Source organism: Treponema sp. SP13 (assembly GCF_050938355.1).
In the GTDB taxonomy this organism is placed as follows: domain Bacteria; phylum Spirochaetota; class Spirochaetia; order Treponematales; family Treponemataceae; genus Treponema_D; species Treponema_D socranskii.
The window spans coordinates 1-12791 of sequence record NZ_JADOVM010000010.1 but is presented as its reverse complement, the minus strand read 5'-3'; the positions used below and the strand labels follow the sequence as shown (position 1 = coordinate 12791).

At 49.9% G+C, this 12791-nt stretch carries 10 protein-coding genes; 5 read left to right on the top strand and 5 right to left on the bottom strand.

Annotation, left to right across the window (positions count from 1 at the left end; translation table 11 throughout):
* Positions 1-21 precede the first annotated feature (21 nt).
* Positions 22-732, bottom strand: a complete 711-nt coding sequence (locus IZU26_RS12720) for a hypothetical protein (RefSeq protein WP_021329787.1) — start codon at positions 730-732, stop codon at positions 22-24.
* Between the two features lie 33 nt (positions 733-765).
* A complete protein-coding gene (locus IZU26_RS12715; protein WP_433279496.1) occupies positions 766-2010 on the bottom strand; it encodes an aminotransferase class V-fold PLP-dependent enzyme in 1245 nt (414 codons plus the stop codon).
* A gap of 272 nt (positions 2011-2282) precedes the next feature.
* On the opposite strand from IZU26_RS12715, the gene IZU26_RS12710 reads away from it, so the two are divergent.
* Positions 2283-3875: a glucose-6-phosphate isomerase gene (locus IZU26_RS12710; protein ID WP_433279494.1), complete on the top strand. Its 1593-nt coding sequence runs from the start codon at positions 2283-2285 to the stop codon at positions 3873-3875.
* A gap of 128 nt (positions 3876-4003) precedes the next feature.
* Here the strand turns inward: IZU26_RS12710 and IZU26_RS12705 are convergent, their stop codons facing one another.
* The 3 genes from IZU26_RS12705 to IZU26_RS12695 are packed head-to-tail and all read right to left on the bottom strand — an operon-like array spanning position 4004 to position 7863.
* Positions 4004-5473, bottom strand: a complete 1470-nt coding sequence (locus IZU26_RS12705; protein WP_433279492.1) for a CapA family protein — start codon at positions 5471-5473, stop codon at positions 4004-4006.
* A gap of 14 nt (positions 5474-5487) precedes the next feature.
* On the bottom strand, positions 5488-7188 hold the full coding sequence (locus IZU26_RS12700; RefSeq protein WP_433279490.1) for a tetratricopeptide repeat protein: 1701 nt from the start codon (positions 7186-7188) through the stop codon (positions 5488-5490).
* A 60-nt stretch (positions 7189-7248) separates the two neighbouring features.
* Positions 7249-7863 carry a hypothetical protein gene (locus tag IZU26_RS12695; RefSeq protein WP_038080628.1) on the bottom strand — a complete coding sequence of 205 codons (615 nt, stop codon included), beginning with the start codon at positions 7861-7863 and terminating at the stop codon, positions 7249-7251.
* A gap of 66 nt (positions 7864-7929) precedes the next feature.
* Between IZU26_RS12695 and IZU26_RS12690 the strand changes: the two genes are divergently transcribed.
* The 4 genes from IZU26_RS12690 to IZU26_RS12675 all read left to right on the top strand — a co-directional run bounded on the left by IZU26_RS12690 (position 7930) and on the right by IZU26_RS12675 (position 12612).
* Positions 7930-8991 carry a tetratricopeptide repeat protein gene (locus IZU26_RS12690; RefSeq protein WP_433279488.1) on the top strand — a complete coding sequence of 354 codons (1062 nt, stop codon included), beginning with the start codon at positions 7930-7932 and terminating at the stop codon, positions 8989-8991.
* On the top strand, positions 8988-10445 hold the full coding sequence (locus tag IZU26_RS12685) for a lytic transglycosylase domain-containing protein (protein ID WP_021329782.1): 1458 nt from the start codon (positions 8988-8990) through the stop codon (positions 10443-10445). Before IZU26_RS12690 ends, IZU26_RS12685 begins: the two co-directional genes overlap by 4 nt.
* A 68-nt stretch (positions 10446-10513) precedes the next feature.
* Positions 10514-11848, top strand: a complete 1335-nt coding sequence (locus tag IZU26_RS12680; protein ID WP_433279486.1) for an OmpA family protein — start codon at positions 10514-10516, stop codon at positions 11846-11848.
* Positions 11849-11853: 5 nt separating this feature from the next.
* Entirely contained in the window at positions 11854-12612 is a 759-nt protein-coding gene (locus tag IZU26_RS12675) for an amino acid ABC transporter ATP-binding protein (RefSeq protein ID WP_433279484.1), read from the top strand.
* Positions 12613-12791: the final 179 nt, after the last annotated feature.

Below are 12791 nucleotides of genomic sequence, written 5' to 3'. Positions count from 1 at the left end.
CCCGGTGTTTCCCGGCTTACGCTATGTCTGGTCATATCTTCGGGGACATACGCTGTGTGCTATAAGATCTGCCGCTCCTATTAAATCGAAAACGGGTAAACCCGTTTCATCCCGTACCGTACGGGAAAATGAGGCTAGGTTGCTGCATTCTATAAGCACAGCCCGAAGATCTTTGTCTTGTGCTTGTAACTTTTGACATGCCCGGCAAACGTCCTGTTCCATTAATTCAGGTTTAAGGGCATGACCTCCTTTTATGATTATTTCGTTAAAATGCGCCTCTTCTTCCATGCCTTGTATTACCAGAGGAATCTCGGGCACCCATCCCGACTGAAGCAGATGAGTTTCCTTTAAGAGCTTTGAATGGCCGGTGATTATTCCGATTTTTCCTTTTTTACCTATTAGTTGCCAGATAAGCGGTATCTGACAAAGAGAAGAAGCCGCCGTAATAAGTTTTTCCGCCATGTCCTGCTGATACAGCGACATGAGCCCGCAGTCTCCTATGACTGCGGAGATACCCTTTGCCTTCAGTTTTTCTACGGCGTCAAGAATGTTTTTTCGTATCTCGGGCGAGCCGTCGATGAGATCTGCAAAACCGCCTTTTACAATCTGATAGCAGACCGGATATCGGAAGCTCAAGGCATTACCCGCGTCCCCCGGAATCCGAGGAGTCGTAGTGGAAAAAACCAAAATGCCGATATCCTGTGCGTAGAAGGAATACCCCGTGCGCATCATGTCCGGCCTCCTTTTCAGACAGGCTTAAATTGTTTATACCTTTTTGTAATCCGGCTTACCCATTTCCGCAATGATCGGCTTTAGGGTATCTGCAAGAACGTCAATATCTTTTTCCATATTGTAATATTGGCAGGAAACCCTAAATCCTCCGACATAGTCGGTGAAGCGCTGCGCGATGAGCACTCGTTTGGCATGCAGCTTTTTGAGAATTTCCAAATCTTTTTTCGTATCATTGTACAGTCTGAAGATAACGATGCCTGCTCTTCTGTCCCGTTCTTTGTGGGTGATAATGGTTCCGCCGAGTTCTTCCATCTTTTTCATGCAGTAGTCGCCCAGATCAAGGACGTGTTCTTCAATGTTTTTAATTCCCAATTCATTGACCAGCCCCAAAGATTCGCCCAGCGCAATAGCGCCCGGATAATTTGACGTTCCGCCGATTTCAAAACGTCTGGCTGTTTTGACGAATTTCCAATTATTTACCGCCTGCGAGCCGGGATTTTCCCAATATGCGCCCCATCCTTCAGCCGGAGCTTCGCTGTTGAGGTACCCCCAGAAAACCGGATCGATTTTGCCGAGCAGATCCTTGTTAATGTACATGACACCCGTCCCGAACGGCGAATTGAGCCATTTATGCCCGCCTGCGGTGAGGATGTCTACATGGAAGCTCTTTGTGTCCATATTGCGGACACCTAATTCCTGTACCGAGTCGACTACAAGGTAAATACCCTTTTGCTTGCAGAAGTCGCCTATTGATTTGAGATCCATGCGCCAACCGTTGCACCATTCCACCGACGAGATGACGATTATTCTGGTTTTATTGTCAGCAGCTTTGGCAAAATCTTCGACGGTAAAGCGGTTGTCCTTTGCCTTTACCACCTTTATCTCTATTCCCTCTTTTTCGCGTTTGACACACCACGGCAAGGCAACCTGAATAAATTCCAAATTTGTGGTAAGTATGTTTTCTCCCGGTTTTACCTCCAGCGACGTCGCCGCAATGTTGAGGCCGTGGCTGGTACTTTCCACCAAAGCGATTTCCTCAAGATCCGCATTCAGAAGTTTTGCGGCTTCTTTATAGGCTTTGTCCCTTTTGTGATCCATATTGATGTGGTGTGCGCTGGAGTTGATTTCATCGTTACGGGCGCTGTATTCGATAAATTCGTGCATTACCCTGACCGTGCGCTGAGGAATAAGGCTTACGCAGGCGGCGTCCAAAAACGTAAGATCCTTGTCGAGCGCAGGGAATTCTTCTTCTCTAAACTTTGCCCAATTGACACTCATATCGATCTCCTTATAAATATGAATTTCAGCGTTTTACAGCTGATCGATTTATCCTTAACGAAAGTATACGACCGCTTTCCCTTATTTTCTATAAAGTATTTTACATTTTTGATGATTTTTAATAAAATTTACACGGCAAAACTTATATAAATCATCGACCCTCTCCTGACTATCTTTTTTTCCGTATTTTTGTTAAAGTAATGAGCATAAGCGCCGGCGCACAGCCGCTTTGCAAACGCTTCACATTTATCGTATCGATTCCGAGGTATTTTATGAAAACTGTCGAATGGTGCAATCTCAACAAACTGGAAAGCTACAAAAAACTTCTTTCGCTGAAAGGAGCCGTTTCCGTTAAAACCGCTTTGAAAGGAGCGGCGGGTGCAAAGCGCATCGCAGACTTTTCGATTCCGATGAGCTCGGGTCTCACTTACAATTATGCGGCAAAAGAAGTGAACCGGCAAATCCTTTCGATTTTCAAATCGCTTGTCAAAGAAGCGTCGCTCATCGAAAAGTTTTCCGCGCTCTACAACGGAGAAGTCGTCAACACGGGAGAAGGGCGCATGGTGCTCCATCACTTGACGAGGGGTAAGCTCGGCAAAGACGTATTCGACGGAAACGTAAACAAGCGCAATTTTTACACCGCACAGCAAAAGGCGATCGCGGACTTCGCCGAGCGAGTGCATTCGGGAAAACTCGTAAATGAAAAAGGCGAGCCTTATACGGCAGTGTGCCAAATCGGCATCGGCGGAAGCGATTTGGGACCGAGAGCGCTCTACCTCGCCCTTGAAAATTGGGCGAAGGCGAACGGTAAGTTCAAAATGAAAGCGCATTTTATTTCGAATGTCGATCCGGACGACGGAGCTGCCGTCATCGCGTCTCTCGATCCTTCCCGTACGATTTTTATCCTCGTTTCGAAAAGCGGTACGACCCTTGAAACGCTTACGAATCAAATGTTCGTCGCCGATTTTATTAAAAAAGCCGGCTGCGATCCCGCAAAACACATGATCGCCGTAACGAGCGAAACGAGTCCGCTTGCAAAGAGCAAGGATTTTCTTGCGGCATTTTTTATGGATGATTACATCGGCGGGCGCTATTCGTCGTCGAGCGCCGTCGGAGGAGCGGTGCTGAGCCTCGCGTTCGGCGCTGACGTATTCGAAAAAATTCTTAAAGGTATGGCGGCTGAAGACAAGCTTGCAACGGAAACCGACCTCTCAAAAAACGCAGCTCTCATGGACGCGCTCATCGGAGTGTATGAGCGTAACGTGCAGGGCTATCCGATGACGGCGGTGCTCCCTTATTCGCAGGCGCTCGTGCGCTTTCCCGCTCACTTACAGCAGCTCGATATGGAATCGAACGGTAAAAGCGTCAACCGCTTCGGCAAAAAAATCAATTATGTGACGGGGCCCGTCATATTCGGAGAGCCGGGAACGAACGGACAGCATTCGTTTTATCAGCTTTTGCATCAGGGAACGAATATCGTGCCGCTCCAGTTTATCGCTTTCAAAGAAAGTCAAGCCGGCAAAGACATCGTCGTCAAAGGTTCGACGAGTCAAAAAAAACTCGGAGCGAACGTCGCCGCGCAAATCATCGCGTTTGCATGCGGTAAAGACGACGATAATCCGAATAAATATTTTGCAGGAGAGCGGCCGTCGAGCATTATCTACGGCGAAAAACTCACGCCCGAAGCGCTCGGTGCGCTCCTTTCGCACTACGAAAACAAAGTGATGTTCCAAGGATTCTTATGGAATATCAATAGTTTCGATCAGGAAGGCGTACAGCTCGGCAAAAAACTTGCGAACGCAGTGCTCGAAGATAAAATGGAAGCGAACCTCAAAGCGTACGCCGAACTGCTCATAAAGCGATAAGGTCGAAAAGCGGTGCGTATTTGATAATTGCAAAACGCTTTCGGCGATTGTACGTCGGTCATTCTCGCCGAAAGCATACCTTTATTTTAAAATACGTTCGAACTCGGCATTCAGACTTTTATTAATTTTCACTTTACCGCATCTGTGCGCCGCTTGAGCGTAACCGTTTTTCCTTTAAGTTCGGCTTTGTAGATTTCGCAGTAAGCGATGCGTTTATCTACGATGCCGAGCCTCACGATTTCGCTTTCGGTCGCGCCCGGCATCCCTTCCATACCGTTGAACAAAAAATTTCCGAGGCTGTAGACGATGAGGCTTTTGCCGTACCATTCGATGGGCTGGAGGACGTGCGGGTGGCTTCCGAATACGACGTCGGCGCCCGCGCTGCACAAAGCTTCATAAAAGCGGCGCTGGCTTTGTGTCGGCGTAAAGCGGTATTCTTCTCCGCCGTGCACGTTTACGATGACGAAAGCGCCCGCAGCTTTTTCTTTTTTGACGCTTTCCAAAAGCTCGTCGCTCTGCCACAAAATGCCCGCCCGCGTGTCGGTCGCAGTTGCAGTCGTTTTGCCGTTAAAGCCCGAGCGTTCGACGGGAAAGGCGCCGCACGAAATGATTGCAAACGTCGTGTTTCCGACAGTTTTATGATAAAACTTTTTCGCCTCATCCGCATTGCGTCCCGCGCCGCTTGTCGGTATGCCGTACTTTTCAAAAGCGGCGAGCGTGTCCTTAAAACCTTCTTCTCCGAAATCGTAAGCGTGATTATTCGCCTGCATGAGATAATCGAATCCCGCGTCTTTTAAGTGCGGCAGCACTCTTTCGTCGAAACGAAAGGTATAGGTTTTTACCGCATTGTTTTTTGAAGACGTTACGACGCCTTCGAGATTTCCGATCGTAATATCGTTTTTTTGCAAAACCGAAAGCGTATTTCCGAATACCGTTTCGAGGCCGTCCGGACGACCGATTAAAATTTCCTGTACGCCGCGCGCAACCATGATATCGCCGACGCTTGCAACGAAAATCGTTTTACATGCGGATGCGCTTTTCGGCGCAAAAACGGCTTCGCAGAATGCGGTGAATTTTTCCGCATATCTTTTATCGTATGAGACGCACACGGCATAGCGCTTTACGGAAAGTGCATAGCCCGCGCTTCCGGCATAGACGCCGTCAACTGGAAGCGCGCGATTGCCTTCGGGCATTGAAGCCGCCTCGGAAAACGAAACGCTCGCATCGGGAGAAAGGAGCGATGCTTGCGGCGTTCCGTCGTTTGCAAAATCCGCTTTTACCGAAGGAAGCAGTTCCGTCTCGGATAACAGATAATAGACTTCGTTTTCTCCCCGCTCTTCTTTTGCGATCGGCACTTCTGTCCTTTCCGAAATGTGTCCTATCGTAACGGGAACGGCGCCGAAAAACGAGGGGCGCATGTTTTCGCTTTCTTTTATAAAGCGGAACGAAAGCTTTTCGCTTTGCACCGCTTCAAATTTCGCTTTATACGATTCATAGAGCGCATCCGACACGCGGACGAAAAGTCTTGCGGGACGGAACGCCCGCACGATAAGCACGATAAAAAAGAGCGATGCGAAAGCAAAAAAAATCGCCCGCATTTTCTTGGGGTACATCATTTTATTAATTTCGACAGCTCCTCGTTAAGTTTCCGCATCTCGGTATCGTTCGGTTCGAGCGCAACGACTTGTTTCAAATAATACTGCGCTTTACGGTAATCTCGCCGCTCATAATAAATTTCATAAAGCCTGAAAAGCGCATCCGTATTTCGCGGGTTTGCGATGAGGCTCGAACGCAAATCGGCGAGGGAATCTTCCTGCGAAACGTCTAAAAAACTCCTCCGATAATAAAAAAAACTTTTCATTCGGGAAGAAGATGCCGGTAAGCGGGAATTGATGAGCGAAAGCGCCTGCGCATTCCGGCCGGTTTTGCTCAGCACGACGACGTAGGACTGCAGAATGTCGTCGTCATCGGGATTTTCGGCGTACAGAGGCGAGATGAGATTCCACGCTTCATCATTTTTCCCGAGTTCGAGGCAGATGCGGATGTGTACGAATATGTCGCTTCGGAGCGCCCCTCTTGAAGCGACGAGCGCTTTGCTCGAATCGTATGCACCCTTCCATTTTCCGCTGCGCATCATACCGTCGATCTCATAGCGTTTCGCTTCCGTATTTACAGGATCGATTTCAAGCGCGCGCTTTGCAAATTCTTCGGCGGTCACCCCCGCAAGCGGAGCGGCCAGGCGTGCGGCGAAGAGAAGCACGTCCAAATCGTTCGGGTACAGCAAAAGAGCGCGCTCTATCGTTTCGGATGCGGCGGCGAAGTTTTTACTCCATTCATACTGAAGGCGGGCGCGGAGCAAAAGATAAGCGCGCGAAGACGTATTCTGCCGCGCGTATACGTCGAGGAGAGAGGCCGCACGGATGTAATCGCCTTTGCCGGCTAAAATGCGCGCGCGGAACAAAACGTAATCCAAATCGTTCGGTTCCTGCTGAAGCACGCGACCGACGTATTCTTCGGCTGCAGAAAAATCGTTAAGCGCGAACGAAGTTTCGGCGCAGAGCTTCAATACCGCGATGTCCGCAGGATAGCGCTGCAAGAGAGAACGCGCTATCGTCTGCGCTTCCTGCATCCGATCCAGTCGTTTCAGGCAATCCGCTTCGGCGTATGAAATCTCTTTACACGAAAGCGCCGATTTCGCCGCGTTCGAAAAATGCTCGAGCGCTTTTTCCGTTTGCATCGTCTTTACGTAGAGCACGCCGATGAGGTAATGAGCGAGGGCGGAGTCCGGTCGAAGGACGAGGGCGGCCGTGAGCGCCTGCTCGGCGACAGAGGCATAAGAGGAAACATCGTCCGCTTTAATGACGACGAGAGACGGAAGGACGAGCGTAAAAAAATCGACGTTACCGGTACTCAAATCGTAGATGCCCTTTTGCGCCGAATCGAGCGCCCCGAGATAAGCGGTTGCCTCGGTTACCGACGGCGTTTCCCAATCGACACGCTCGGAAACCCACGCCGCTTTCATGATGCCCGAAAGCACGTTCAAAAGTACCTTTTCCGCTTCGGTATAATCCTCTCCCGATTTGCGCAAAAGCGATACGGCGCTCCGTATCGAATCGGGGGAAGCGTTTTCCGCTGCAGCCATCACATCGGGGGCAATACGGGAAAAGTAGGTACGGCGCCCCTTTTTCGGCACATCGATCGCGATCGCCGTTCCTTTGTCGTCGGATGCGGTATTTTCGGCTGTCGACGGGACATTTCGCGCACGGGAAGAATTTTTCTTCGGCGCGGCCGACAGAGGAGCGGCACGGAGCATACACACCGCCGCAAATAGAATTATTAATTTTATTCCGCTTCGGAAATATGCGCGCACCGATTACAATCCCTTATCGAAAAAGTCTTCGTCTTCGGTTTCAATCTCTTCCGACTCTTCGTTTTCATCTTCGACGTAAAATTGGTTGTATTTTCGTTGCAGCAAAAAAAGGACAACCATAAAAGTCCCGGAAATAATAATAAAAAACGGGATAAACGTGAGGGCAAAGCTTTTAAACGAACCGGGAATAACGCGGAACGAAAAGAGTAAAAACACGCTTCCGAGCAAAAGCAGCGTTACCGCCGGAAAGGTATAAGCGATGCGCAATTTACACGCTTTGTAAAATCCCGAGGCGAAGAGCGCAAAAGAAGCGAAGACGACTAAAGCCGGCCACCATTCACGTATCGTTTTTGGGATAATGCCGCCTGAGACAAGGCCGAAAAAAATACCGGAAAGACCGCAGAATACGGCGAGAAAAAAGTGGAACGAATTGTGCGTAAACGACAGAGTAAAATACAAAAAGACAGCGCCGCAGACGATACCGACAAGGGGCCACACGGTTATAACGAGGCTGTCCGTTCCGCCCGGGGACAGAATAAACATGATAAACCCCGCAGTGATCAAAAATATCCCCAACGCGAGAATCATATTGTAAAAGCGCATACTGTGTCTTTTCATGGTATCTTATAGAATACACTTTATACGGAGTCTTGCCAATAAGTCCCGCTCGTGCTACAGTACCGTATGCCGAAAAAACGTATGCTGAAAAAGGTTTCGTACGCGGCGGGAATCGCCGTGCTGCTCGTATGCATTTTTGCGTTTCCGTCGTCTGTAGCGACGGCCGAGTCCAAACGCAAAGAACAAGCGCAGCTTGTTTCCCTCCTCAAAAAGAGCGATCTTGCAGCCGGTAGCCGCTACGCGATCGTCAATCAAATCGCAAACAATATGCTTTCGGCGAACGAATATCAATCCGCCGTTTTGTTTTTAACCGATTGGGTACAAAAACATCCCGACGACGCATACAATTCGTATTGGCTTTTGATGACCGGCTACGCATATCTTTCGATGCAGGCCGAACCCTTTGCCGAATATTATTTCGACCGTATCCTGCGCCACTATCCCGATTTGCTCGTAAAGGGACGCTCCGTTCACTTTTTGTGTCTTAAAAATCTCATCCGCATAAGCAAAACGTCTTCTACGCGTATCGCCTATTTTAACGAAATGATAAACCGATTTCCGTCCGACGTCAGCATTACGGAACTGTATTACCGCCGTGCACTCGAATACGAAAAAAACAGCGAATGGGAATCAGCTCTGCGCTCTTTCGCGCAGTTTCTCGAACAGAGCGACGCACCGACGATTCAAATCGCGGGAGAACCGAACGCATACGGAGATGCCAGGCGCTTGGTCGATTTTAATAATTCTTCGAAAGACTGGACATTTGAAACGCTCGACGCCCTCGTCACCGCGGTCAAAAGCGCGATCACGCGCTACGATTGGAGAGCGCTCGACAGTTATTGCTCGAAGATCAACTTCTTCTATATGTCGTGGACGCAGGACGAAAACGATCCCAATTCGCAAAAAGAATTTTCACTGCGCGTCTATATGCGCGGACAGCGCATTTCGTTCAGCGACACGCTTGAAACGGGAACGACAGCGAATGAAGCCTATCTTCGCACGAGGGGATGGAGCCCCTATTCGCCGGTGTGGTATCTGTATTTCCGCAAAGTCGATTTTCCGATCGACCCCGACATAAACGACAACTGGGAATGGGCGGGCATTTATATGGGCGAACGGCTCTTATGACGCGTTCTCTCATCGCCTTTTTTCTGTGTGCGACATACGCTTTTGCGCTCGGCTCGCAAAGCATTTCCGATGCGGCCGAACAATCGTCTGGGACTTCGGCAATGTGCCCGACCGATAGCGTGCGCGATACGACTTCAGTAAAAACCGTATCGTTCGAAAAAGCGCCGGGCGATTCCGTAAAACCGACTGCCGATAACGCAAGCCGCCGAGCTTCGCTAAAAGCTGCGGCGATCGAGGAATCGTCCGACTCTTCGATAAGCCGTCCACCGGATGCCGCAAACGGTACGGCCGAAGAGCGTGCATCGCTCGACGACGAACTTTCATCTCTTCCGCTCGTACAAACACTCGACCCGTCCGATGCGGATGCCGTGTCGAATCGCCTTTCAAACGATGCGCCGCTTCCTGAGGACGCGCATACTACAAACGAAGCGGATGATACATCCGTCAAAGAAATCTCGCGGAAAGCGATGCCGCTTTCGGTCGCGTATAAGGAACTCGACATTCCAGGAGCGCACAGACCATCCGTGCAAAAATATCGCGATTATTATCTTTCGGAAAAATCGGTCAAACGGCTTTCGGCTATGCTCGAAAATGGAGAGCAGTACCGGCTTTACGTGCGCGAAAAACTCAAAGAGCGCGGCATGCCATCCGTACTCGAATATCTTCCCGTCGTCGAATCAAGCTACATGACAAATGCGAAATCTAAAAGCGGTGCGGTCGGCCTGTGGCAGTTTATGGCGAACAGCACAAAACCTTTTCTCGTCAGAAACGATTTTGTCGATGAGCGGCTCGACCCGTGGAAATCGACCGATGCGGCGCTCGCAAAGCTTACGGAAAATTTCAATATGTTTCACGATTGGCCTCTCGCAATCGCCGCGTACAATTGCGGCGCGGGCGCTATGGCGCGTTCTCTCGCAAAAAATCCCGGCAAAGATTTTTGGTATTTGGCCGAACATAAACAGCTGCGCTCACAAACCGCCGAATACGTGCCGAAGCTCCTTGCCGTCGCGGACGCCGCAGAAAACGCCGCATACTACGCGGTCGCCATTCCGTCTGCAAAAGACGAAAAAGGCGAACCCGTAAATCCCCGCGCCGGCCGGTTCGATTACGCCGAAACGAAGGGGGCGATTTCGGTACGACGCCTCGCGCACGAATTGAAGATCGATGAAGATATGCTGCTTTCGCTCAATTCCGCGCTCTTTCGAGGCATCACGCCGCCCGCATCTTCGTGGCGTATCCGTGTACCGGAAGGTATGGCGCGCTCGGCTCAAGATGCGATCGCCGCGATCGAACCGTACCGCTTTCAAACACGCTACACGGTGCTCGAAGGCGATTCGTTGTGGAGCATCGCTAAGCGTTTCGGTACGACGGTCGACGCGCTGTGCGGCGCAAACAACGTACAACGGAACGCGGTTTTGCGGACAGGAAAAATCCTCTATATACCCGTAAAATAAGCCGATATTCTTAAAGAATGCGTATGCAAAAAAAAATTATACTATCTGCCTGTATTTTTTTTGTTTCGATGATGAACGTCCTTGGGCAAAGCGGAACGATGACGTCCGTAAGCCGCATCGATTGGACCAAGCAGCAATTCGTTTCATCCGTTTCGTTCGATACGGAAAAGGCCGGCGTATCGCTGCCCTCGGGCAAAAACGCCGCATCGGAATCGATGTATTTAAAGCTTCCCGCATTGATTAAAGATCCGCTTCTATCGCTCTACGTCGATAACGCAAAGCAGCTCGGAGATTTGATACTCGACGGCACGCTGACTCTGAAAGAGATCACCGATATCGTCTACGGCGGAAAAACGACAAGCGCGGTTTTTAAAGGCGGAACGCTCACGCTCTCCCTGTCCAATACGATTTCCGTCCCTTCGATAAGCGCCATGCTGCTCAGGCAGCGCACGCCATATGCTCCTCCGCTTCCGATCGCATCGGTCGCATCGCGCGCATATTCGGGCATCGTCATAGATGCGAGAGGCAAACTTCCCGTACACGGCGAATACGTCGAAAGCGCCGTCTCTCCCTGTTTTTTCCCGCGTATTTGGGATGAAAGCATGGATTTGATTTACGACCGCGATATGGCATTTTTCGATACGGCTAAGGCAAGCGGCATCGTGCTCTACGGAGAATCGGACGACACACGCACATATCACGAACGCACGGGTTATGATCCGCTGTACATCAAAGCGTATAAAGTGTACGGAAAAAACCGTACCGATCCCGTCATCCGCTCACGCGATGCGCTTCGCATTCTCACGGTAGCGCAAAACCGCGCGCTTTTAAAAGAAGGCAAAGTCGTCGTCATCCTCGACAAAGACGAGCTTGTGCACAACGTGAGCTCTCCTCTCAAAGACGATTCATACTACGCCGCCTACGATACGCTCCGCCGAGAGATCACCGGAGGAGAGGGTGCAGCTGAAAATCAAAACGGTTCAAAGGGCGGCGTTCCCGATACGAAAGTCGACGATGGAGTGAGAGGCATCGTCATATCGATCGCAAACGTAAAATTTATCCCCGATTCGGCAGAGCTTTTACCGTCGGAAAGACCGCGCGTAGAACGCATCGCATCATCTCTCAAAGAAATTATTAAAAACAACGACGGCTATACGATACTCGTCGAAGGACATACGGCCGACGTTGGAAAACCCAAAGGTCAGATGAACCTTTCGATCGAACGCACTAAGACAATCATGCATGCGCTCATCGCAGACGGCATACCCGCTTCTCTTTTCAGCTACCGAGGTTACGGCGGTACGATTCCCGCCGCGTCGAACGATACCGAAGAAGGCCGGCGTCAAAACAGGCGTGTCGTCATCACCGTGCGCCCGAAAGACACCTATATACAGCGGGAATAGTAACGATGCGGCAAAGCGAAGAAATTATTAAAATAGAAAATCTTTCGAAGTCGTTCGGAACGACGGAAATTATTAAAAATATTTCGTTTTCCGTACACAGAGGCGAAGTGCTCGGTATCATAGGTCCTTCGGGAAGCGGCAAGTCGACGATCCTCCGCTGTATTACGCAGCTTGAAACGGTAAGCGGCGGTTCTGTTTCGATATGCGGGCAAAACCTCGTCAAAGACGGCATCTATGCCGACAAAACCGCCCTTCGATCGATAGCGCTCAAAACCGGACTCGTCTTTCAAAATTTCAATTTGTTTCCGCACTATTCCGTTTTGCAAAATGTCGCCGACGCCCCCCGCCGCGTACTCGGAAAAAGCAGAGAAGAAGCAAACACGCTCGCCGCCGAGTTTCTCTCGCGCATGGGACTCGCCGATAAAATATCGAACTATCCGTACGAACTTTCAGGCGGGCAGCAACAGCGAGTCGCCATCGCGCGCGCACTTGCGCTCAATCCGGAAGTGCTGTTGTTCGACGAACCGACGAGCGCCCTCGATCCGGAATTGACAGGCGAAATACTGTCGGTTATTAAAACGCTTGCTGCGGAAAAGATGACGATGGTCGTCGTCACGCATGAAATGGCGTTCGCCCGCGACACGAGCAGTCACATCATATTTATGGATGGAGGTATCATCGTCGAACAGGGCACACCGAAAGACGTCATCGACAGTCCGAAAGAAGCGCGCACGAAAACGTTTTTGGCAAGATTCAACGCATAAAGCGATCACGCAAAAAGAATAATATATTAAAGACCGAGATAATTATTATTAATTTTTCCATCGATTTCAATATGTCGGTGAGTTTTTATTATATAAACAGGGCAATAGGCTTATTAATTTTCATCGATAATTCATAAAAATGCAAAACGAGAGTGGAATTCATTTGTTAATAAAAAAGG

What these genes read in the sequence shown, in the direction of transcription:
- IZU26_RS12720 (WP_021329787.1), bottom strand. Translation starts at nt 732, where the DNA reads ATGATGCGCACGGGGTATTCCTTCTACGCACAGGATATCGGCATTTTG.
- IZU26_RS12715 (WP_433279496.1), bottom strand. Translation starts at nt 2,010, where the DNA reads ATGAGTGTCAATTGGGCAAAGTTTAGAGAAGAAGAATTCCCTGCGCTC.
- IZU26_RS12710 (WP_433279494.1), top strand. Translation starts at nt 2,283, where the DNA reads ATGAAAACTGTCGAATGGTGCAATCTCAACAAACTGGAAAGCTACAAA.
- IZU26_RS12705 (WP_433279492.1), bottom strand. Translation starts at nt 5,473, where the DNA reads ATGCGGGCGATTTTTTTTGCTTTCGCATCGCTCTTTTTTATCGTGCTT.
- IZU26_RS12700 (WP_433279490.1), bottom strand. Translation starts at nt 7,188, where the DNA reads ATGCTCCGTGCCGCTCCTCTGTCGGCCGCGCCGAAGAAAAATTCTTCC.
- IZU26_RS12695 (WP_038080628.1), bottom strand. Translation starts at nt 7,863, where the DNA reads ATGAAAAGACACAGTATGCGCTTTTACAATATGATTCTCGCGTTGGGG.
- IZU26_RS12690 (WP_433279488.1), top strand. Translation starts at nt 7,930, where the DNA reads ATGCCGAAAAAACGTATGCTGAAAAAGGTTTCGTACGCGGCGGGAATC.
- IZU26_RS12685 (WP_021329782.1), top strand. Translation starts at nt 8,988, where the DNA reads ATGACGCGTTCTCTCATCGCCTTTTTTCTGTGTGCGACATACGCTTTT.
- IZU26_RS12680 (WP_433279486.1), top strand. Translation starts at nt 10,514, where the DNA reads ATGATGAACGTCCTTGGGCAAAGCGGAACGATGACGTCCGTAAGCCGC.
- IZU26_RS12675 (WP_433279484.1), top strand. Translation starts at nt 11,854, where the DNA reads ATGCGGCAAAGCGAAGAAATTATTAAAATAGAAAATCTTTCGAAGTCG.